At 36.7% G+C, this 23,619-nt stretch carries 20 protein-coding genes; all 20 read left to right on the top strand.

Annotated features, from left to right (window positions below):
- The first annotated feature begins 1,471 nt into the window (after nt 1-1,471).
- Entirely contained in the window at nt 1,472-1,888 is a 417-nt protein-coding gene (locus VB733_RS23125) for a hypothetical protein (RefSeq protein ID WP_323342413.1), read from the top strand.
- 289 nt (nt 1,889-2,177) lie between these two features.
- The gene (locus tag VB733_RS23120; protein ID WP_323342404.1) at nt 2,178-4,385 is read left to right on the top strand and encodes a polysaccharide biosynthesis tyrosine autokinase; all 2,208 of its coding nucleotides are present in this window, start codon (nt 2,178-2,180) and stop codon (nt 4,383-4,385) included.
- A 686-nt stretch (nt 4,386-5,071) separates the two neighbouring features.
- A complete protein-coding gene (locus VB733_RS23115; RefSeq protein WP_323342403.1) occupies nt 5,072-5,194 on the top strand; it encodes a hypothetical protein in 123 nt (40 codons plus the stop codon).
- Nucleotides 5,195-5,206: 12 nt separating this feature from the next.
- A complete protein-coding gene (locus VB733_RS23110; protein WP_323342402.1) occupies nt 5,207-6,058 on the top strand; it encodes an ABC transporter permease in 852 nt (283 codons plus the stop codon).
- Between the two features lie 2 nt (nt 6,059-6,060).
- Nucleotides 6,061-7,344, top strand: a complete 1,284-nt coding sequence (locus VB733_RS23105; protein ID WP_323342401.1) for an ABC transporter ATP-binding protein — start codon at nt 6,061-6,063, stop codon at nt 7,342-7,344.
- A gap of 103 nt (nt 7,345-7,447) precedes the next feature.
- On the top strand, nt 7,448-8,728 hold the full coding sequence (locus VB733_RS23100; protein ID WP_323342400.1) for a polysaccharide pyruvyl transferase family protein: 1,281 nt from the start codon (nt 7,448-7,450) through the stop codon (nt 8,726-8,728).
- Between the two features lie 127 nt (nt 8,729-8,855).
- On the top strand, nt 8,856-9,788 hold the full coding sequence (locus tag VB733_RS23095) for a glycosyltransferase (protein WP_323342399.1): 933 nt from the start codon (nt 8,856-8,858) through the stop codon (nt 9,786-9,788).
- A gap of 102 nt (nt 9,789-9,890) precedes the next feature.
- Nucleotides 9,891-10,730 carry a glycosyltransferase family 2 protein gene (locus VB733_RS23090; protein WP_323342398.1) on the top strand — a complete coding sequence of 280 codons (840 nt, stop codon included), beginning with the start codon at nt 9,891-9,893 and terminating at the stop codon, nt 10,728-10,730.
- Nucleotides 10,731-10,742: 12 nt separating this feature from the next.
- Nucleotides 10,743-11,729, top strand: a complete 987-nt coding sequence (locus VB733_RS23085; protein ID WP_323342397.1) for a glycosyltransferase family 2 protein — start codon at nt 10,743-10,745, stop codon at nt 11,727-11,729.
- Between the two features lie 61 nt (nt 11,730-11,790).
- A complete protein-coding gene (locus VB733_RS23080; RefSeq protein WP_323342396.1) occupies nt 11,791-12,234 on the top strand; it encodes a hypothetical protein in 444 nt (147 codons plus the stop codon).
- Nucleotides 12,231-13,346, top strand: coding sequence for a DegT/DnrJ/EryC1/StrS family aminotransferase (locus VB733_RS23075; protein ID WP_323342395.1), 1,116 nt, complete (start codon nt 12,231-12,233; stop codon nt 13,344-13,346). Before VB733_RS23080 ends, VB733_RS23075 begins: the two co-directional genes overlap by 4 nt.
- A 98-nt stretch (nt 13,347-13,444) precedes the next feature.
- Entirely contained in the window at nt 13,445-14,332 is an 888-nt protein-coding gene (locus VB733_RS23070; protein WP_323342394.1) for a hypothetical protein, read from the top strand.
- A gap of 50 nt (nt 14,333-14,382) precedes the next feature.
- On the top strand, nt 14,383-15,156 hold the full coding sequence (locus VB733_RS23065; RefSeq protein WP_323342393.1) for a class I SAM-dependent methyltransferase: 774 nt from the start codon (nt 14,383-14,385) through the stop codon (nt 15,154-15,156).
- Between the two features lie 54 nt (nt 15,157-15,210).
- Nucleotides 15,211-16,476 carry a hypothetical protein gene (locus VB733_RS23060; RefSeq protein WP_323342392.1) on the top strand — a complete coding sequence of 422 codons (1,266 nt, stop codon included), beginning with the start codon at nt 15,211-15,213 and terminating at the stop codon, nt 16,474-16,476.
- Nucleotides 16,477-16,830: 354 nt separating this feature from the next.
- Nucleotides 16,831-17,739, top strand: coding sequence for a glycosyltransferase family 2 protein (locus VB733_RS23055; RefSeq protein WP_323342391.1), 909 nt, complete (start codon nt 16,831-16,833; stop codon nt 17,737-17,739).
- Nucleotides 17,740-17,758: 19 nt separating this feature from the next.
- Nucleotides 17,759-19,027: an O-antigen ligase family protein gene (locus VB733_RS23050; protein ID WP_323342390.1), complete on the top strand. Its 1,269-nt coding sequence runs from the start codon at nt 17,759-17,761 to the stop codon at nt 19,025-19,027.
- Nucleotides 19,028-19,089: 62 nt separating this feature from the next.
- Entirely contained in the window at nt 19,090-20,337 is a 1,248-nt protein-coding gene (locus tag VB733_RS23045; RefSeq protein ID WP_323342389.1) for a glycosyltransferase family 4 protein, read from the top strand.
- Between the two features lie 108 nt (nt 20,338-20,445).
- Nucleotides 20,446-21,408, top strand: coding sequence for a hypothetical protein (locus VB733_RS23040; protein ID WP_323342388.1), 963 nt, complete (start codon nt 20,446-20,448; stop codon nt 21,406-21,408).
- A 39-nt stretch (nt 21,409-21,447) separates the two neighbouring features.
- Entirely contained in the window at nt 21,448-22,551 is a 1,104-nt protein-coding gene (locus VB733_RS23035) for a glycosyltransferase family 4 protein (RefSeq protein ID WP_323342387.1), read from the top strand.
- 22 nt (nt 22,552-22,573) lie between these two features.
- On the top strand, nt 22,574-23,619 hold a 1,046-nt coding region (locus VB733_RS23030; RefSeq protein ID WP_323342386.1), incomplete at its 3' end, for a glycosyltransferase.

Raw genomic sequence — 23,619 nt, 5'->3', positions numbered from 1 at the left:
CCTCTCAACATCAATCTTAGCGATCGCCTGACAATGCCACAATCCACTATAATTTTCTTTGATGAGCAATAAATAAAACTATATGCAATAATACTTAGTTGTATTTTTGTCCATCAAAATAAACTTCATTATACATAAGTATCAGCTTGAAATTACCCATATATAAGCTTTACAGGCAGTTGCTTCTATTGACAGAAGTAGTACAAATCACATAAAACTCATGAAGAATTGTTAAGATGTACTTGATTTCAGTGTATGTACGTACGCAATTCTGCTAGATTCATGATATAAATCTTTATAAAGGTTATAAAGTTTCAGTCACAGTTTTCTACAAATTAGCTGTGATGAAATCGGTGCTCGCCAAACTGTAAAGTGTCCTAAGAGTAATAAGTATTGCTTTTAGATCTCTGTAAAGTTGTTTTAAAGTTTGTTTCATTAGAAAGTAATCCTAAATAGCTTTCTTTGCTATTTTTGTATTTGATGCATTTACCTATTAATAGTCTGTCATTTTACTTTGAGGGTTTTTTGTAGTGCGGGTATCTTGCCCGTGTTAAATCAGATATTTGCTAGCCGGACATCTTAACAGTTCGTGACTTTTTCTTGTAAGACTACTATTGTTTATTTTGGGAAAGTAGTTTTACTAAGTATTATTTGACTTAGTCTGATTTCACCAAGTGTGATATTTGCAGCGAATTAGTATGATGAGGAAAGTGGAGATAAATCTAGCTTAGATATTTTGCTTTCAATGTTGGGTTCTGCGAATTTATCACCAATTGTCAAGTAATTTAATGACTAAATTAGGATTTTTATCTGAAAATTAGCTTTTTCAATCATTAGTTACATTATTCTTTCAGTAAATCTAAATTGTGGTGACAATTTTCTTAGTGACAAAATTACTAATTGGTGATAATCTTTACAGGTGAGCTAGGGAAAATCAAGCTAAACCTTAAGTAAATCCAGACAAAGAAGCTGTAAACGTAAGCTTATTGAAGGTTTTTAACTCAAATGGGGTCATCTACGCGATATCGAGAAAAAGTAGTTAATAGTACCAGGAGAAGGTTATGTTGACTGCAATATTTTTACTTTGTCTCTGTTGTTTCGCTCCAAATATTCTGCAACTAATGCGTTTAAATTTATTTCCGGAAATTTTTATTTTCGATATGAAGTTAGATAATAGGGTCTGGGAAAATCCTGAATATTATCTTCCCAAGGTTCAAAGTTACCCCAAAAAAATTAATAACTTTTATAATAGGTGAAAGGTTAGTCACTAACTGCTAACTAGAAATTTTTTTAATTATTATTACCACTGCATTTCGTCACCGTCTGTTGTTTGATTGACTGAAATTCTCGAAAAATAAATCACAAATAAAGTTGGATGTTTAGGGAGCAGGGCTTTTGATGGTCATTTTTGATCTCAGTCCCTCCCAACGTAACCTTCATTATGTCTGTACAACAAGACAAGGAGGACGAATTGCAGAGAAGGTGTAACCGAAATCGGAAGCGATCGCAACGGCGCAAAATATATTGTCCCATTCATGGGTGTTATCTCGATAGTGTTAGTCAAAAATTTTATCTATATGCTGATACTCCCGGACAATTGCAAGCCAGGGGGGTTAGTTCGCGCAATGCCCGAATGCTTTTAGCCCAGCAACAAGCTATACCGTTATCAGACGAGTGGCTAGAAGCATTTTGGTGTCAGGAATGTCATCAAAAAACATGGTATCGCATTCGTAAGCGCAATCATATTTATGAAGTGTCGTCTGTACCTCCAGAAATATGGCAACAAGTTACGGGTGTAATTTATCCTGATCACAATCCTAGTGTCAGCGAATTTACTCAACGACAGGTGAAGAAGCTTGGTTATCACACCAGTAAAGACTTTAGGTGATTAGACTTTACATAAGGCATCAAGTAAAAATAAGTAAGTAGCGTGCCCGAAAGACAAACATCTTGCTCAGGCAGGCAAGATGCCCGCACTACAAATATTAAATTTTTCAACTTATTTTTACACGATTTCTAATTAACTACTAGTTCACCAAAGTAACTTAGCAGGGACAAAAATCTCCGCGTCTCCCCTTCTCCGCGTCAATCTCAACCCATAATTGACGGGTTGGCGAACCTCTAAATTTGAAGTGCATCGATTCAACAAACAATCACTCCGGAAGCTATAGAAGACTATGGAATCAAAAGAACAACACATTGAAGAAATAGACTTTCATAAATACTGGCTTGTATTGCAACGTCGCTGGGTTCCTGCTGTAGGGGTTTTTGCTGGTGTCGTCACAGCCGCAACAGCGAATACCATGACGTTAAAACCAAGCTATAAAGCCGAAGGTAGTTTACTGATTCGCATGAGTCACACTGCTTCCCTGACGGGAGTAGGTGAATCAATGGGACGGATTGAATCGATCGCTACAAATAGTAATCCATCCGATACCCAAGCTCGGATAGTTGCATCAACTCCAGTGATTGAGGAGACAGTGCGATCGCTCAATTTGCGGGATGAGGATGGTAAGCTGATTAAAGCGAAGGATTTCTTGGGTAAGCTCAAGGTTGAAGGGGCGAAAGGAACAGATATTTTACAGGTATCCTATCAAGATCGAGACCCAGAGTTAGCTGCAAAAGCAGTTAATAAGGTGATTGATACCTATATTAAATCAAATATGCAGTCGAACCGCGCTGAAGCAGAGGCTGCGGGTAAGTTTATTGCTCAACAGTTACCCCGCTCTGAACGTGCCGTCAGACTGGCGGAATCGGAACTGCGTAGATTTAAAGAGAGCAATAAAACTATTTTCCTTCAGGAAGAAACCAGTGCCACAGTTGGGAACATTGCCAAATTAGAGCAAGAGATTACCACCGCACAGGCGCAGTTAGCTGATGTGGGTAGACGTTCCCAAGATTTGTTACAGGAAGTCAATATTGATTCGCGTCAAGCTGTAACCTCGGCTTCTCTAAGTGATACTCCTGGGGTACAAGAGGTTTTAAAGGAATTTCAAGAGGCACAAAGCAAACTGGCTGTCGAAGAAAGTCGATTTTCTGCCGAACACCCCAGTGTCATTAATTTAAAGGAAAAAGTAACTGCCCTTAATAGTGTTTTGCAGCAGCGAGTGCAGCAAATTAGTGGCAACTCGCAAATCAGTCCCAAAAATCTTCAGGTTGATGAATTGCGACGAACTTTGATTTCCGATGCTGTACGTGCCCAAGCTGAACGAAATGGATTAGCTGAACGGATAGAGAAATTAGCACAAGCTCGTCAAGTATATAAAGAAAGAGCAAATATCTTACCAAAACTAGAGCAACGTCAGCGCGAACTCGAACGCACCCTCAAAGCAGCCCAAACGACTTACGAGAATTTGCTCACACGTTTACAAGAAGTCCGCATTGCAGAGAATCAAAATGTTGGGAATATACGTGTCGTCTCCTATGCAACTCCGCCTGATTCACCTGTAGAATCGCGTCAAAAACTTATAATTGCCGGGGGTATAGCTGTTGGTACTTTACTCGGAATTATTTTGGCATTTGGGCTTGATATGATTGACCGGGCGGTGAAAACTGTACGGGAAGCAAGGGAGTTATTTCAGTACACTTTGTTGGGTGTGATTCCCAATTTGGTTGTTGCCGATAAGAAAAAGTCACCAGATGATGATGGAACAGAGATTCCGAGAGTGATTGGTAGAGATATTGGACAGTTTCCTCTCGGTGACGCTTACCAAATGCTGCAAGCAAATTTGAAGTTTCTCAGTTCTGATAAGCAAATCAAATCGATTGTTGTCACCAGTTCTGTTAAGCATGAGGGTAAATCAGAGGTGGCAGCAAATTTGGCTGCAAGTATTGCTCAAGTTGGGCAGCGAGTATTACTTGTGGATGCAAATATGCGTCAGCCAATTCAGCATCACGTTTGGGGTGTGAATAATGCTAGGGGTTTGAGTAATTTAATTGTCGATCAAGTTGAGTTTGATTTAGTAGTACAACAGGTTGCGGATAATCTACATTTGCTGTCATCGGGTGTAATACCTCCAAATTCGGTGGCGTTGTTGGATTCCCAGAGGATGGCGGCTTTGGTGAATATTTTTGCTAATGCCTACGATTACGTAATATTTGACACGCCTGCGCTTGCGGGAACTGCGGATGCGGCGGTTTTGGGTAAGTTGGCAGATGGGATTTTGTTGGTAGTACGTCCCGGTGTGATTGATTCCGCTAGTGCCAATGCTGCCAAGGAATTCTTGGTTCAGTCAGGGCAAAATGTTTTGGGAATGGTGATTAATGGGGTGAATGTGAAGCGAGAACCTGATAGTTACTTCTACTACAATCGGGATTCCTATGAAGCAAGTAATTTATCTCGAAGTTCTGTTTCGACGACAAATGTATCTGAAAAAGTTCGATAATTCTCAAGAAACCCGGTTTCTCTCTAAATCAACATGAGTTCGACGGAACCTCTCCCTGGTTTTTGCTGTGCAAAAACCGTCCCTCCCCTATGAAGGGAGGGATAAGAAAATAAAGGAAATTTGGTATTGTAAGCCTCTCTCCCTGTGGGGGAGAGGTTGGGAGAGGGGTCATTTTTTATTCGTCGAATTCACGTTGCAGCAAACCAAATGCCGGGTTTCGACTACGCTCAGTCCTAGTTCAGTAATTGTTTTGAGCATTGAGCTTAGAACTAAGAAACGGGGTTTCTCTTTTTCGCAAAGGGCTGAACAAACCCAGGTATGTATGCTTTTTGCGTGGTGGGAGAAAACAGGTTTCTAGGATTTCTCATGCTAATTAATGATTTTTTGTGAGGGAGAAAGCCGTTTTCTTGAGTTTTAAGAAACCCGGTTTCTCTCTAAATCAACACAAGTATTTTCAAGGCATTACCAATAGAAACCGGGTTTCTCTTGTTAACAAATACCTGAATCAACCCAGTTAAGCTGTGCCGCATTTAATTTCTATATTAGACGCGGGCAAGATGCCCGCACTACAATAAATTGATGTTTTTCATTTGTACAATTTTAGCTGCACGTCAGCTTATGTATAGCTTTTGCGTGATGGGAGAAAGCAGGTTTCTAGGATTTCTCATGCTAATTAATGATTTTTGGTGAGGGAAAAACCCGTTTTCTTGAGTTTTTTAACCGAACAAGCACAAACAGTAATTTGTATCACTTTGTATGGCACACACGTTATTCGTCAATTACGTCAATTAGATGATGAATCTGTATAATTTTGTATAGTAATGTTGAAAAAAAACAGAGTTGTATACCGACCTGAAAGTCGAATTAGACATCCGCTACAATTATTTCGAGAAATGGGGCGGGACTTACTCGCCTCACGGGAATTAGCTTGGCGCTTGTTAGTGCGTGATATCAGCGCTCAATACCGTCAATCATTGCTAGGAATTCTCTGGGCATTTCTGCCACCAATAATTACAGCAGCTAGTTTTACCCTGGCTAAAAGTAACGGTGTTATCAACATTGGAAATACAGAGTTGCCCTATGCAGCCTATGTGATGTTCAGCATGTCACTGTGGCAAACCTTTATTGAAGCTCTAAATGGGCCAATACAAGCAGTAACATCAGCTAAGGCAATGATAGCTCGAATTAATTTCCCCCGTGAAGCATTGATTGTTGCCAAATTAGGGGAAGTATTTTTTAACTTTGGCATCAAGCTCATCTTAATTGTGGGCTTATTTCTCTGGTTTAAAATCCCAGTCACTTGGAGCCTAATTTTAGCGCCAGTAGCATTAATACATTTAGTATTACTAGGGACATTTATTGGCTTAATGCTAGCACCGATGGGTGCTTTGTACCAAGATGTCAGCAAAGGATTAACCTTGATTACTGGGTTTTGGTTGTTTCTCACACCAGTAGTTTATCCCATTCCTAGTAATGGCGTATTTGGCAGTATTGTGAAGCTCAATCCTGTGACTCCTTTGTTAGTAACGACACGAGAATTAGCAACAACAGGTGTTATATCAGACCCACAAGGATTTTGGATAGCTAGTATAGCGGCAATTTTAGGATTGTTGTTAGCTTGGATTTTCTATCGTCTGGCAATGCCCTTTGTAATTGAGAGGATTAGTTCATAATTATGACAATTATCAATGAACAAGAAATAGCAACAAAGCCGCAAGAGAACGAAAGTGATATTGTCCTATCAGTTAGTGGAGTTTCTAAGAAATTTTGTCGGGATTTAAAGCGGTCTTTGATGTATGGTGTTCAAGATATTTCCTCTGAGTTATTAGGCCTGCGGGAAAAGAGCGACAAGCTGCGAAAAAAAGAATTTTGGGCACTGGATAATGTCAGTTTTGAATTGCGGCGAGGAGAAGCAATAGGATTAGTTGGGAAAAATGGTAGTGGAAAATCTACCCTGCTGCGGATTATTGCTGGTTTGATTAGACCAGATGCTGGTTCTGTAGAAGTTAATGGTCGAGTAGCACCTTTAATTGCATTGGGAGCAGGATTTAATCCCATATTGACAGGGCGAGAGAATATTTATGCAAATATGTCAATTTTGGGTTTGTCGAAGAAGGAAATTGATGAGCGATTTGATGAAGTTGTAGAGTTTGCAGAAATTGGCGATGCAATTGATGCGCCAGTACAGAGTTATAGTTCTGGCATGGCGGCGAGGTTAGGATTTGCTAGTGCGATTCATACCAACCCAGAGATTTTATTAATTGATGAAGTGCTGGCTGTGGGAGACAGTCGTTTCCAAGCTAAGTGTTTTCGTAAACTTCATGAACTACGTCAGAAGAATACAGCATTCATATTAGTTAGCCATAACTCACACGTAATTTTAACAATTTGCGAATCTGCCATATTTTTAAAACATGGTCAGGTGCTCGGATTTGGTGAAACACCTTTAGTCATGATGCAGTATGAGGAAGATTCATTTTTCGATGGAGAAACAACAGCTTTAAGTTCAAATTTTTCACTCATAAAACCTCGGATTAATTCTGATTTTGAAATTACTGCTATTTTCTTTAGAAATTCTCAGGGAGAAGTAATTGAATTTCCTCACAGTGGTGAGTCAATATCTCTTTGTATTGCATGTAACACTTGCAAGACAATTGATAATGTTGGATTGACATTAGATATCAAAGGTTTGGCAGAAGGAGGAGAAACTATTCTACTCATGAATAGTTATAGTGACAATCAATCATTGTCTTTCACAGAAGGAGAACATGAAATACAAATACAAATGCCATATCTTGGTTTAAGAGGTGGAACATATACTATGGATATTTATGCTAAAAGAGATGCTTTATTTCATCTCGATTCTGTTGAATTTTTTAAATTTAAAGTGTATGCAAAAGAAAGCATTAGCCGAGGATGTTATTATCAGACTAAAACTTGGAAAACACTTAAAAGCTAATTAACTTTTAATAGAAGTTAACGAATATTTCCCAAATAAGAAGGATAACTAAACTACCAGTTCATCCAAAAGTTCCGATTACATATCGTAATAAAATAGTAATATGAAAATTATCATTGACAATAGCGCATATCACTTAGGCAATATGGGTGATGTAGCCATGCTTCAAGTAGCAGTGGCAAGATTAAGAAGCATCTGGACTCATGCTTCTATTAAAATTATTACTACTGCTCCAGAAAAGCTAAGTGAGTGTTTTCCAAAAACGCAGCCTTTGTTGCCAGATGGCCGTCAAATATGGGTTTCCCCTTTAGTTCAACGTATATATAGACTGCCAAGTCGTCAGATGGTTCAGCAATGGGCAAACATAGAATGGAGTTTACGTAAAAACTCGCCATCATTCGTGCGATCACTGATTAAATTTAAATTGAGAAATAACTATGAACAGACTAAGAATTTTGGGGATTTTATTGAGGCAATTTGTAATGCTGACTTAGTAGTTGCTACTGGAGGTGGATACATCACTGATACGTTTCAAGAACATGCAACGTCAGTTATGGATACCTTAGGTTTAGCAAACATATTTGCTAAACCAACAGTTATGCTTGGGCAAGGTTTAGGACCACTTCAGAACCAGGAGTTATTTACTAAGGCTAAAGCTATTCTTCCTTCAGTAAATTTAATTGCTCTTCGAGAGAGACGATTTGGATTACCACTACTTAACTCCATTGGTGTTTCACAGGATAGCATCATTACAACAGGTGATGATGCCATTGAATTAGCTTACAAAAATCGTAATCCAGAACTTGGCAACGCAATAGGGGTGAATCTTAGAGTAGCGCAATATTCAAATATTGATTCAACTCTTGTTGAAACAGTTCGCTCGGCTTTACAGGATGTTGCCAGAAAACAAGATTCTCCATTGATACCGATTCCCATTGATCATACATTTTATGAGGAACATGTAGATCCAGATAGTGTAACAATTCAACAACTTTTAAAAGGCTATGATAATTCCTCAGATGGAGGTAAAAGTCTTGATACTCCATTTAAGGTTATTAAACAAGTAGGACGTTGCCGTGTGGTAGTAACAGGAAGCTATCATGGTGGGGTTTTTGCTTTATCTCAAGGGATACCTGTTATAGCCTTAGCTAAGTCTCAATACTATAAAGATAAATTTTTCGGATTAGCAGATCAGTTTGGTTTTGGTTGTGAAGTTTTTCTTTTGGATGAGCAGCAATTAAAAGAAAAATTAATAGATAGTATTCATAATGCTTGGCAATCTGCGGAACAATTAAGGCCACATCTATTAGATGCTGCAAAGCGACAAATAGACTTAGGATATAGTGTATATAAACGAGTTTTTGAACTGATTGAAGGTCGATAATTTTGTCAATGTTAAATAATTATTTAACAAAATATTTATCGTGAATAAATTCGGCTATTAGCACATAGAGTAACTGATCTATTCTAGTCTGTGATGATTTCAACCTAGCTTAATAAACACAGTTTTTATGAAGCCAGCCATTAGTGTAATTATTTGTACTCACAATCCTCGACGTAATTATCTTGATAAAGTTTTAAGTGCTTTGCAAGCTCAGACATTGCTATTAGAGAAGTGGGAAATTATATTGGTAGACAACGCCAGCAAGCAAGTTTTGTCTTCCGAAATAGATTTAGGCTGGCATCCTCAATCTCGCCATATTAGAGAAGAAACATTAGGTTTAACTCCTGCACGTTTACGAGGTATTAAAGAAGCGGCAGCAGACACTTTAGTATTCGTTGATGATGATAACGTTCTAGATTCAGACTATCTTGAAGTTGCTTTACGCATTAGTAAAGATTATCCTTTCATTGGTGCTTGGGGTGGACAAATTAAGGGTGAATTTGAAGTACCGCCTCCTGACTGGACACAACCTTATTGGGAATATTTGGGTATTCGTGAGTTTGATCAAGATAAATGGTCAAGTCTATTGCATCAGCATGACACAACTCCCTGTGGTGCTGGAATGTGCGTGAGAAAAATGGTGGCAGACAAGTATTCTAATTTGGTAAAAAATGATTCTAGGCGCTTGCACTTAGGTCGCCAGGGTCTTGATACTCAAGCTCAGATATTATTCTCCTGTGAGGATACAGATTTAGCATTTACCGCGTGCGATGTTGGTTTAGGTACTGGACAGTTTAAAGATTTGAAGATGACCCATCTAATACCAGCTAGCCGTTTAGAAGAAGAATATTTAGTTAAACTAGTTGAAGGAATCATTTATTCCCATAAAATATTAGATTCATTTCGAGGACTATTACCGACTATAGTCACTATTAGATGGAAAGATCAATTATTTAGATATTACCGACTTTGTAAGATGAATCCGATAGAACGCCGATTTTATCAAGCCATTATAAGAGGAGAAGCTTTAGCTAGACAAAAGATTTTAGAGTCTCAATAACAAGATTTTTTATATTTATAATATACATCTACATTGCTGTAAAAATATATTATGAAAAATACACCTTAATGAAATACTCCTGGAATGTGGTAAATAAAGCTAATGATTAGTATTATTACTCCAGTTTATAACGCTGAACGGTTTATTGGATCTTGCATCCAAGTTGTCATTGACCAAAACTGTCTCAATATTGAACACATAATCATAGATGGTGGTTCAACAGACCGAACTGTGGAAATCGTCAAACAGTATGCAGAAAAGTATTCCCATATTCGATGGATATCTGAAAAAGACAAAGGTCAGTCAGATGCCATGAATAAGGGAATTGCAATGGCTAAGGGAGAAATTCTAGGAATTCTCAATGTGGATGATTTTTATCAACCAAATGTACTTAATAGGATATTAAAAATATTTCCCTCTCTTCCAGAACCAACCTTGCTAGTTGGGAACTGTAATGTTTTGAATGATCAGGATAATATTGTTCAAATTAACAAACCAAATAATTTAAATTTTTTAGCTCTACTTACAGGAATTGAGCATATAAGTACTTTCCCCTATAATCCATCTGCATATTTCTACCATACTTCATTGCATCAAACAATAGGACTTTATAAAGTGGATGAACACTATGCAATGGATATAGATTTTATCTTGCGCGCTGTTCAAGTAGCGACAGTTAACTATGTAGACGAAATTTGGGGTAATTTTCGCTTAATCAAAGGTACAAAGACTTTTAATGATTTACAAAGTGGTCAATGTGGGTATAGGTTTTTTCAGATATTAAAGCAATACCGTAAACAATTACCTTTGTCTCAGCAGATACGAATAAACACAGTGGAAAAGAGGGCACATTTACAATACTTTTTAACAAAAAATATTAAATATTCTATGCGATTTCTGAAGCGAAGGATTTCTTCTTTCTTGAAAGCAACTTATATTTAAATTGTCCCCAAAATGAAAATATCTATCATAATTCCCACCTACAATCGAGTGCAAACACTGCGTCTTACTATCGACAGTTTTCTGCGCCAGTCTTACGATAAAAGTTTGTATGAAATTATTATTTCTAACAATAACTCCACAGACTCAACTGAAGAATTAGTAAGTAATTATATTAAAGAATATCCCAACAGGATTAAATATATTAGGGAATCCCGTCAGGGAGTGCATTTTGCAAGAAACTCCGCAGCTAAAATAGCTGATGGAGAGATACTATACTTCACTGATGACGATATGATTGCAGACAGAAATCTTTTAACCGAAATCGTCAAAGTCTTTCAGTTTGAACCAAAAATTGCATCTGTGACTGGAAGAATACTGCCTAGATGGGAGGTAAATCCACCTGAATGGATATTGCAATTATGCTATAACGGATTACTCAGTCTTAATAATCCGCCAGAAGATTTCATTATTTCATCTCAAGATTGCAATGTTTATAGTTGTCATCAAGCAATATTAAGCCATGTATTTTTCAAAAGTGGTGGATTTAATCCGGAAAATACAGCAGGTGAGTGGATAGGAGATGGGGAAACAGGTTTAAATATCAAAATAAAAGAGCTTGGTTATAAATTTGGATACAATGGAGCCAGTATAATTTATCATATCATTCCTCCGCAACGGATGACACAATCTTACCTTAATAAAAGGCTAGCTAATCAGGGGAATTGTGATAGCTATACAGCTTATAAAAAACATCTTTATTCCAAACCTCACTTATACAAAAGAATATTAATTAATTTTGTGCGAGTGTTTTCTTCGGAAATTAAATCTTTTTTTAATTTAATACAAGGCAAGATTGTATGGCGTATGAATCATGCATATACATTTTATTACCTCAATAGAATCAAATACGACTATAGATTAATTATTGACAGTTCTTGGAGAGAGATTGTATTGAAACATGATTGGCTTGTAGAGACTGAAACTCAATCAAACTCTTAGAGTGTCTTATCAAAAAAGACTACTGAGACTATAATTTATAGAACTTCAACTAAAATTAATCATGATTGAACAAATCACCCATCACAATCAGTTACTTGCTCTCATCGTTTCCCAGAAATTTGATAAGCCAGGGATTCATTTTTTCACACCCAATGAACTTTCCCAACAACTGGCTTACATGCACCATCCAACGGGGAAAATTATTCAGCCTCATGTTCATAACCCCGTACTCCGCGAAGTGCAATACACCCAAGAAGTTCTGTTCATCAGAAAAGGTAAACTGCGGGTAGATTTTTACAACAACCAGCAGGAATACCTGGAAAGCCGAACTTTAGAGACTGGTGATGTCATTCTTTTAGTAACTGGTGGGCATGGCTTTGAAGTTTTGGAAGAAATAGAAATGATTGAAGTTAAACAAGGTCCTTATGTAGGTGAGCAAGACAAAACCCGATTTAGCGGCATCACCGCAAAGCAAGCCAAAATAGTTGAGTATAGTCAGTCATGAACCCAATTCCTGTAAACGAGCCAATACTAGACGGCAATGAGAAAAAATATTTGTTTGAGTGTATAGAAACTGGCTGGATTTCTTCCGAAGGACCCTTTGTCAAACAATTTGAAGAACAGTTTGCAGCCCGTGTAGGACGTAAATACGGGATTGCTGTTAGCAACGGTTCTGTTGCTCTGGATGCAACTGTTGCAGCCCTAGAAATTGCTCAAGGGGATGAGGTAATTCTTCCAACATTCACGATTATTTCCTGTGCTGCTGCTATTGTACGTGCTGGTGCTGTACCAGTAGTTGTAGATTGCGATCGCCATACTTGGAATATGGATGTCAGCCAGATTGAGGCGAAAATCACAACCAGAACAAAAGCGATCATGGCTGTGCACATCTATGGGTTGCCTGTAAATATGGAGCCAGTGTTAGCCTTGGCTGACAAATATGGGTTGAAAATAATTGAAGATGCCGCAGAGATGCATGGTCAAACCTATAAAGGTCTTCCCTGTGGTAGTTTTGGTGACATCAGCACCTTTAGCTTCTACCCCAATAAACACATCACAACTGGCGAGGGGGGAATGCTGGTTACAGACGATGAAAAATTGGCAGAACGTTGTCGTTCTTTACGTAATCTGTGCTTTCAACCACAAAAACGCTTTGTTCATGAAGAGTTGGGTTGGAACTTCCGCATGACCAATTTGCAAGCGGCTCTTGGAGTTGCCCAGTTAGAACGGCTGGATGAATTTGTCACTCGCAAACGCTATATGGGGCAGCGATATACTGAACTACTATCAAATATCCCTGGTTTGCAATTACCTGTTACAAAAACTGACTATGCCGAGAATATTTATTGGGTATATGGCTTGGTATTAAAGGATGAAGTGCCCTTTGATGGAGAAGAGGCAATGCGACGTTTAGGTAAATATAAAATTGGTACTCGTCCCTTTTTCTGGTGTATGCACGAGCAGCCTGTGTTTCAAAAAATGGGGTTATTTAATGGGGTGTCTTGCCCTATAGCAGAAAGAATTGCCCGCCGTGGTTTTTATATCCCCAGTGGAATGGCATTGTCGAATGAGCAAATGGAGCAGGTTTCTAAAACTTTGTACGAAATTTTTGCCTGAATACTTGGATCAATCAAGCCTTATATATAAATCTGATCGGCATTAGTATTAGAGAGTAATATAAGATTTACCTTTTAAGCAATTGCAGGAGGTGTGAAATGGATGATGTGAAAATTACTTTCTTTATGATTGTCACTGACCGCGACATATTAATTGCTGATTACGCAGTCAGAAGCTATGCCAAAATAAAGGGTATCCCATTTAAGCTACGTGTGTATTCTAATTGGATTAGTTCTGCGCTCAAACAAAAATATTTTCCCGCTTGGCGTCAGTTTGAATTTGTAAAGATAGTAGAAAATGAGTGGCAGACCGACGACAAAAAGCCTAATGACCGCACACTCGAAGGTCAATTTGAATTGGGCGCAACTATTTGGGATAGAGAATTAAAAAAAATCGAAACACCATATCATGCAACTGTAGATGCCGACTTTGAGATTCTAGATGCAAAATTTATACCAGTCATGTTGGCAGAACTGGAAAATAATTCCAATCTGGTTGCTATGTCAACAGACTATTCTCCAACTAATCCAGAGTACTACGACTCATATTCTGATGAGGTAATCTGTCTTAATGAACGTTGGCATACTTGGTTTTGTATTTATAAACGCGAGGCACTTCAGTGCAATATATCTCATGCTTACTATGAAGAAATACTCCCCGGTCGGGTGAGACGCAATGCCTGGGATGATGCAGCCTACTTTCAAAAAGCATTGAAGGAAATTCATGGATTTGAATTAGCAGGCTTGGATAGCAATTACCAGCCCTGCTTTATCCATTACGGTCAGTTTTCTAAAAATGTTGATATTAATAAAACCAATGTTGATTTATACCGTCAATTGCAGATTCTACGTAAAAGAGGCTTGTTTGGAAGTAATGATATTTTGACTAAGAAATTAGCGAGTTTGCTGCATAAAATTATTTTTCTCAAAGCAGATAAGAAGAGGTCTAAGTATGTAGATGGCTGGGCTAAGGTGACATCCTCATAAAAAATTTTGAACTAAGTCTAATTAATCAAATTCTTTACTAATAAGCTGAAATGAGTGTTTTTGGTAACTATGCTCGCTACTACGATTTGCTCTACCGCGATAAAGACTATTTGGGAGAAGCGCAATTTATCCATCGGTTAATTAAAACCCATGCACCCAATGCACATAGTATCCTAGAGCTAGGTTGCGGTACGGGCAACCATGCAGTTCTCCTAGCGAAGGAAGGATACCAAATTCACGGGGTAGATTTTAGCCAGGAGATGTTGCAAAAGGCTGACAGTCGCCTCTCCCAACTCCCTCCAGACTTGACATCCCGACTGCAATTTTCTCAAGGAGATATCCGTCAAGTCAGGCTGAATCAAACTTTTGATATTATCCTATCCCTATTTCATGTAATCAGCTATCAAACAACAAATAAAGACTTGTTAGCGGCTTTCGCTACTGTCAAGGAACATCTGAAGCCTGGTGGAATTTTCATCTTTGATGTTTGGTATGGACCAGCAGTATTGACTGAACAACCCACTGTTCGAGTTAAACGTCTGGAAGATGAAGAAATAATTGTTACCAGAATTGCAGAGCCAGTATTACATCCCAATAAAAATTTAGTAGATGTTAATTACCAGGTTTTCATTAGGGATAAAAGAAGCAATACTGTTGAGGAAATCCAAGAAAATCACCATATGCGCTATCTGTTTAAGCCTGAAATTGACCACTTATTAAGTGCAAATCAGATGCAAAATATTAAATACTGTGAATGGATGACAGATCGTGAAGCTGGGTTGGATACTTGGGGCGTTTGCTTTATTGTTCAAAAAGATGGTTAATTTGAAGTCTAAAAATGCTTATTATCACACTTTATATAGATATTTAAACAGACAATGGACAAACAAAAATGGGTGGGTATTTTTCAAGCAGAATGGCCATTACAATGCCACACACTTAACTCCGCAATTGTTTTAGCAAAATCAGGTTTTAATATTGACTTATTTTTATACGATACACATATAATAGATGATTTTGAGACACTTTATCAAAGTTCAAATATTAATATTTATATTTTCGATGAACCATATAATGGCGAAAATTATTCTGGGACACAACTATTATATCGCTTGCGGAGAAAACTTTTCAAGCAATTAAATAAATTTATTGAGCCTTACTTGTATCATTCAAATAATGACAATTTTATTCCATATTATGTAAACAAAAATGTTTTTAAAATTGCAAAAAGTAAGCAATATGAATGTTTAATAGGAATTGAAAAGCTTGGACTAGTATGGGCTGCCAAATTGGCTAATAAAATAAATGTTCCTTACGTATATCATAGTCTAGAACTACATTCTAATAATCATCCCTATTGCAATAAATCATTACATATAAAACGCTTAAAGAAAGCAGAAGAAAAGTATCATAAAAGCAGTTATGCCACAATTATACAAGATGAAGATAGAGCAGATTTTTTATTCAAAGATAATGGTATAAAGTCAGAAGAAGATAAAATTATCTATCTTCCTGTCTCATTATTAGGAGATGCTTTCCCAGAAAAATTAACATTTTTACAAGAAAAATTTAAAATTGACAAAAATCAGCTAATTATACTGCAATTTGGTCAAGCTAGTAGATTTGGAATTGAATTAACTCAAATTTCCCAAAAATTTCCTCAGGAATGGACTCTTGCAATACATGATGGCTTATTGTCAAATCTGTGGGGAGACGATACTTATATTAAAAAACTGCAAAGTATAGATACAAAAAAAAGAGTGATATTTTCTACTGACAAGCTCAAATCTAAACAAATAAAGGACCTTGTTGCTTCTGCACATATTGGCTTAGTTCTATATTCTAACTCATGTGAGAATGACATCCTGACAGTTTTTGCTTCTGAAAAGTTAGCTTTATATCTTCAGTGTGGTCTTCCAGTAATTGCTTTTGATTATCCAGGATATGAAATCATAGAACAGTCTAAATGTGGAGTTTTAATTAAGACAATTGAGGACTTACCTAATGCAATTAAAATAATTTCAAATGATTTCGATAAATATAGATTGAATGCATATAAAACTTTCATTAAATATTATCAATTTGAGCCTAATTTTGAAAAAGTAATTAAGATGATAAAAAACTTGTCTGTAAGTAAGCGCTAAATATTTATAAGAATATAATTCATTGCTTTTGACTGTATATATTCACAGATCAAGCTTAGTCTACTAATTTTTCAATTAATTGATACTGGTTCTTAGTTTTTTTAGGAATTTCGGTTTTAATCGTCTGTATACCTTAGTTTTAAAGAAAAATTATGAAATTAAATATTAATTTTAACTTATAATATATCGTTTTTCAGTCGAGTGAGGTACAAATTAAAATCTATATGCTTTTAGATATCAGTTTTGGATAACAATTTGTGTACTTCATCTGCTAAAACTAGTTGATACAGTAGACACGTCCTAAAACTTACAAACCAATATTTACAAGGCTTTGAGACTATAATAATTTGAAAAATGAAAACTTCAGTCGCCTTTCTAATCTTCAAACGACCAGACACGACCGAAAAAGTATTTGAAACTATTCGCCAAGTCAAACCCCCTAAGCTTTTAGTAGTTGCAGATGGACCACGTAAAGACAGAACTGATGAAGCAGAAAAGTGTGAAGCGACTCGTGTAATTATTGAACGAGTAGATTGGGACTGCGAAGTATTGAAGAACTACTCTGATATCAATTTAGGCTGCGCTAAACGTGTCTCTAGTGGTTTAGATTGGGTTTTTGAGCAAGTAGAAGAAGCAATAATTTTAGAGGATGACTGTTTACCACACCCTACTTTTTTTCGTTTTTGTGAAGAACTCTTAGAAAAATACAAACATGACGAAAGAATTGCCTCAATATCTGGTCAAAATGTTCAGTTTGGACGCAATAACTGTGATAGCGACTACTACTTCTCTCGCTACAACCATATTTGGGGTTGGGCAACATGGAAAAGGGCTTGGAAAAATTACGATTTTTACATGAAGTATTGGTCACAAATTAATCAGCAAGATTTTCTCATGGATATATTAGGGAATCCCAAAGCAGTCAAAATTTGGACAAAAGTATTTCAAAAAATGTATGACGGCAATCAATACGGAACTTGGGATTTTCAATGGCAATTTGCCTGCTGGCTTAATCATAGTTTGGGGATTATTTCTAACGTTAACTTAGTATCAAATATTGGATTTGGAGCAGATTCTGCCCATATAACTGGAGAAAAAAGCATACTTGCCAATATGCCCATGGAAGCCATAGATTTTCCTATAAAGCATCCAGAAATAATGATTCGTCATTTGCAAGCAGACAATATTACACTTGATACTTTGTTCTCATCTCTCAATCCTAACTTATTTCAAAGATTAATCTGGAAAATGCTCAAAAAATAATATTTTAATCTATTGGAATATGATTCAAATCCTGAAATTCAAAAAACAATCAGTAGACAATTTAGAAATAGCACTTACTTTTATCATATTTATATATTACTTAGGACTTGATATTTCTGGACAATTAACTCAAGCTTGGGCACTATTTGGTTTTGTAGTTGTTCCAATCCTCATCTCTCGGTGCTGGAAACATTATTTTTGGGTACTTACAAAAAACCTGCCTATACTGATAGCATTAATTGTTATTCCTGCGTCAACACTTTGGTCAACAACTCCAGATGCCACACTAGCTTATTCGAGAGCTTTTGTATGCTCCACTGCATTTGGTATTTATCTAGCGGCTCGCTATACTTCCCAACAGTATATGAAACAGCTCGCTTGGCTATTTGGTATATCTATATTTCTAAATCTCCTAGTGCCTTTGCTCATGCCTGGATATGGAACAGACGGAGAAGTTTGGAAAGGAATTACTCGACATAAAAATGAGTTATCTGCGGCAATGGCATTGGCTGGAACTTTCTGTTTCACACATGCTTTATATGGTAATAAAAAGCATCGCTGGTTGGCATGGCTTGGTGTTGTTGTTGCCTTCTTTATCTTACTCCGAACTCAAGGAAAAGGAAGTTTAGGAATATTTGTGGGGTTACTGACAATTTTGCCTCTGAATCAAATAATTAAACAACAATATAAATTGAGGACTTGCTTAATAATTACTGCCTTATTTATTGCTGTTGTTGTGGGTGTGACTGTTACCCTTAATTTTGAGTATATTGTAGTTGATTTATTAGGTAAAGACCTCGGATTTAACGGACGTGAGCAATTATGGAATTACTTAATAGATAGAGGTATGCAAAGACCTTGGCTGGGTTATGGCTATGCAGGTTTTTGGACTGACCTTGATGAAGGTAGAGCGGTAGCAGTTTCATTCCCTTGGATTGGGGGTGCAGGCGATGGTGGCGGTAATGCTCATAGTAGTTATATGGATATATTTTTGCAGCTAGGATGGTTAGGACTATCACTAGTTGCTATTACTTTGACCATCACTTTGGCTCAAATTACTTTATTGCTAGGTGTAACAAAACAAAATGAATTTTTTTGGATGCTGCAAAGTTCATTATTTTTAGCAATTACCAGTTATTACGAATCCTATGGAGGTTTTTTCGCCTTCCGTCACATCTTTTGGGTGTTATATGTATCACATTCTTGTTACGCTGCTATTCACTTTCACCGGATTTTTATAACTCGCCAAAAATCACTTTGGAAGCCAGAAAACAGCTTAGTAATGTAAAACGTAATGTAAAACTTTATCGAAAATTTATCTTAGAAAATTTATATTATTTTTTTGAACTAGTGAAAATAATACACATAAGTACCTATGATACTGCCGGAGGTGCTGCCCGTGCTGCTTACCGATTACATCAAGGTCTTCAGCACATTAACATTGATTCTCAGATGTTAGTCCAAGCTAAATTTAGTGATGATAGAACAGTAATTTCTCCACAAACAAATCTAGAAAAAACCCTTGCCAACATAGGATATATATTAGACAGTATACCACTTCGCTTTTATAAGCACCGTCAAAAAACAGAGTTTTCTACTCAATGGGCACCCGAACAAATTCTTCCAAGAATTAATCAACTCAATCCCGATATTATTAATTTACATTGGATTAATAAAAGCCATTTGCAAATTGAAACAATTGCAAAATTAAATAAACCACTTGTATGGACTCTCCATGATATGTGGGCATTTACAGGAGGATGTCATTATACTCAAAACTGTAATAAATATATTGATTCTTGTGGCGCTTGCCCTTTACTTGGCAGCAATAAAAACTTGGATTTATCACGCAATATATGGCAGAGAAAACATAAAGCTTGGAAAAATATTAACTTGACTGTTGTATGCCTAAGTAAGTGGATGGCAAAATCTGCTAGTTCCAGTTCTTTGTTCAAGGATAAGCAAATTAAAATTATTCCCAATGGAATTGATACCCAGCAATACAAACCTATTGATCGCCATTTAATTCGAGAATTGCTGAATTTACCCCAAGATAAAAAACTAATTCTTTTCGGAGCAATCAACGCAACTAGCGCTCCTCGCAAAGGATTTCATTTTCTCCAAGAAGCATTACATAGCTTATGTAAATCTGGATGGCAAGACAAAATAGAGCTAGTTGTTATGGGTGCTTCACAACCGGATAACCATACAGATTTTGGTTTTAAAGCCAATTATTTAGGGAAATTGAGCGATGATATTTCCCTGGCGCAAATTTATGCCGCAGTGGATGTCTTCGTTGCGCCTTCCATTCAAGATAATTTACCCAACACAGTTATGGAAGCGATGTCGTGTGGAACTCCCTGCGTCGCCTTTAACATTGGTGGGATGCCGGATATGATTGAACACGAAAAAAATGGTTATTTAGCTCAACCTTTTGAAGTTGAAGATTTAGCTCAAGGAATAGCCTGGGTGTTAGAGAATAAAGAGCGGCATCAAAAAATGTGCGATCGCGCCCGTGAGAAAGTTAAACAGGAATTTACATTAGAAATTCAGGCATCTCGATATTTATCTCTTTTTAAGGAAATACTATTTAGATGAGAACAAAAAAAATCAGGGATATAACTTCACTAAAACTGAGTAATCTACTAAATTGCAACTTCCTAATTATTGGAATTTATCGATTTAAATCTTTTTGGTAAGTGATGTATGTCTCAAATAAACGAATCTTTAACCGTACGTAGCTTAGTATGCCATCGTGATGTAGATATGGCGATTCTGTGTTTAGGTTCTCTCTTAAAGTTCTCCTCAGAAACTATACACTTAGTAATCCATGATGATAGTTCTTTGACAGATGAAGATATAGACAAATTACAGAGTGGATTTCAAAATTGCGATGTGAACCATTCTTCTACAGAGATAATTCGCCGTGATGAAGCGGATGAATTGATGCAGCAACAGTTGCAATTATATCCAAATGCTTTGAAATATAGAAATGCAAATGTTGTAGGTGGTCTTAAACTCTTAGATATCCCTCTACTTAGTCAAGGTGACATTGCCTTCTGCGACAGCGATATACTCTTTCTGCGACCATTTCAGAGGATGTTTTACTTCCCCAATACAGAAACTTCAGCTATTTTTCAAATGGATTGTCGAGAGGCTTATGCAATTCTTCCGTGGAAACTATTAACCTTACCTAAAATTAAACTCGCACAAAATAGAGCTATAGATGGAGAAAATTATCGTGTGAAGCTTTTAAGCAGAGTCAATTCAGGATTAATGTTTATTCGGAAAAAAGCGTATGATCTAGATTTTATTGAATGGTTAGTAAGCCAAAACATATGTCAATCTGACATATTTTGGCATGGACAAACTTATTGGAGTGCTATAGGATATCATATTGGTAGCCAACAATATAATCCCCAACAAGTTGTTGTTGTACAATCAAAACAAAGTATTACAGATGAAACAATTGCAGCTCACTTTGTTTCTAGATATCGACATTTTTTAGGATATTTTGCTAATCAAGTAAATCATTCTTGGCATGATATTAATCCCGTAGCTGTTGAAACTATTTCATCCAAAAAGTGTAATTTATTTAACTTAAGCCTATCGCTGATGAGGTACAAACTAGGTATCTGGAAGCATAATGTAATGCGAAAAAAATCGTGAGTTCGTGATTAAAATATTTCTTTGAATTTCAAGACACTAATGAAGATTTGGCATGTAGGAGGGTTCCCATCTCCAGAAATAGTAAACGGACTTAATAATACAGTTTGGTTAGTTGCAAAAGAACAGGTTCTGATGGGACATAAAGTATCTATGATAGTTACAAAAATTAATCAAGATGCTTTAGATTTATCTGAACAGAGCGGACTAAATTTGATTCATATTTCAACAACAAAGTGGAGTTATGAACCAAAGTTATTAAAGTCTGTGCTATTTTCTCAAGCACCACAAATTGTCCATATGCATGGTATCTTTTCACCGGAACAAGCTACACTAGCTCTTAATTTACTTAGACGAGGAATTCCTTATGTCTCTACCCCACATTCAATAACACCTCAATTCTTACGCCGAGATTGGTTTAAAAAAAGTCTTTATAGCTTATTCATAGAAAAACCCAGATTGACGGCTTCATCTGCAATTACAGGAGTAACACCTTCCGAAACAGAAACAATTAATAAATTTATTTCCAACTATCGAGGAATTATCCGCAGTATTTCTAACCCTATTGAAATTAGTAAACTTGATAAATATACTTGGGAAAAAAAGATTAATGCTAAGCGACTAGTTTATATGGGTCGCTTTGATGTTTTGCACAAAGGGATAGATACTCTAATAGAGATTGCACGTTTTTTACCAGAATTTGAATTTCATTTGTATGGGAATGAAGATATCAAAACTATACAATGGCTTGAAAATATTAAGTTAAATATTCCTGGTAATGTTTATTTACATAATCCAATTTTTGGAGACGAAAAGTTAAAAGTCTTATCTGAAGCAACTCTCTATATTCAAGCATCACGCTGGGAAGCATTTGGCGTTTCTATTGCTGAAGCCATGTATATAGGATTGCCTTGCGCTATTTCCAACACACACAACATTGCTGAGACCTTTTCTCTGTATAATTTAGGGTGCCTTTTTACACTAAACCCCAAAGAAGCTGCTTGTAAATTATCAGAACTGCTTAACAATCAATCAGAGCAACTATTATATTGGTCACAAAATGCAAGAAATTTTGCCCAACTAAATTTTCATCCCCAAACAGTAGCTTCTGAGTATTTGAATCTATATCAAGAAATTATTCACTAAGAAATTGTTTAATGTCAGACTGATGAAAATACTAATTTCTGCTTATGCATGTCTGCCCAATAGAACCAGAGATGAGGGCTTTGGCTGGTACTGTTCAAGTGAACTGGCTAAGTTAGGTTATGAGATTTGGGTACTAACTGCTTCTTTTAACAAAGCCAAAATTGAAGCTACATTAACTGACAACCCAATACATAATTTGCACTTTATATACGTTGAACATCCTACTTGGTTCAACAGTCTAATGTACCATGTTTTTGGTAGAGATAGTAGCAACTATCACTACCTTGTATGGCAGTATTATGCCTACAAAGTTGCATTACGACTAGATAAAGAGCAGAATTTTGATCTTATTCACCATATAACTATCGCTAGCTTACCCTGTGGTTCATGGCTTTGGCGGCTGCAAAAACCCCTGATATTCGGTCCTGCTGGTGGTGGACAAGTTGCATCACCTGTCTTCAAAAAGTATTTTCTTAACGAATGGCGTTTAGAAGGAATTCGTACTTTTATCACTGAAAAACTATTACCTCTAGCACTTCCTCTACGTAAAACAATCAAGCGAACTAATCTACTATTAGCTGCCAATAGTGACACAATACATCTTGGTCATAGGCTTGGTGCACAGCGTATTGAACTTTTTTTAGATACCCACTTATCTGAAGACTATTTTTGTGAAGAACCTCCAACTAGAGCATTTTCACAAGAGTTACGTTTACTTTGGGTTGGTCGTTTGTACCCAAGAAAAGCTTTACTTCTTGCTCTAGAAGCTCTTTCAAAAGTTAATCCATCAATACCTTTCAAACTGACTATTTTGGGTAGTGGACCTCAAGATTGTTATGTATCTAGTTGGACTAAAGAATTAAATATAGAAGACAAGGTTGAGCATATACATCAAGTTTCCTGGGAAGAAGTAAGGAATAAGTATTTGAATAGCGATGTTCTTTTATTCACTAGTATGCGAGATACCTTTGGTTCACAGCTAATGGAAGCAATGGCGCAGGCTCTACCTATAATCTGTTTAAATCACCAGGGTGCAAGAGATTTTGTACCGAATAATGCTGGTATTAA

The sequence above is a fragment of the Calothrix sp. UHCC 0171 genome, from assembly GCF_034931845.1.
Lineage (GTDB): Bacteria > Cyanobacteriota > Cyanobacteriia > Cyanobacteriales > Nostocaceae > Brunnivagina.
This window is presented reverse-complemented; position numbering and strand designations above follow the sequence as displayed.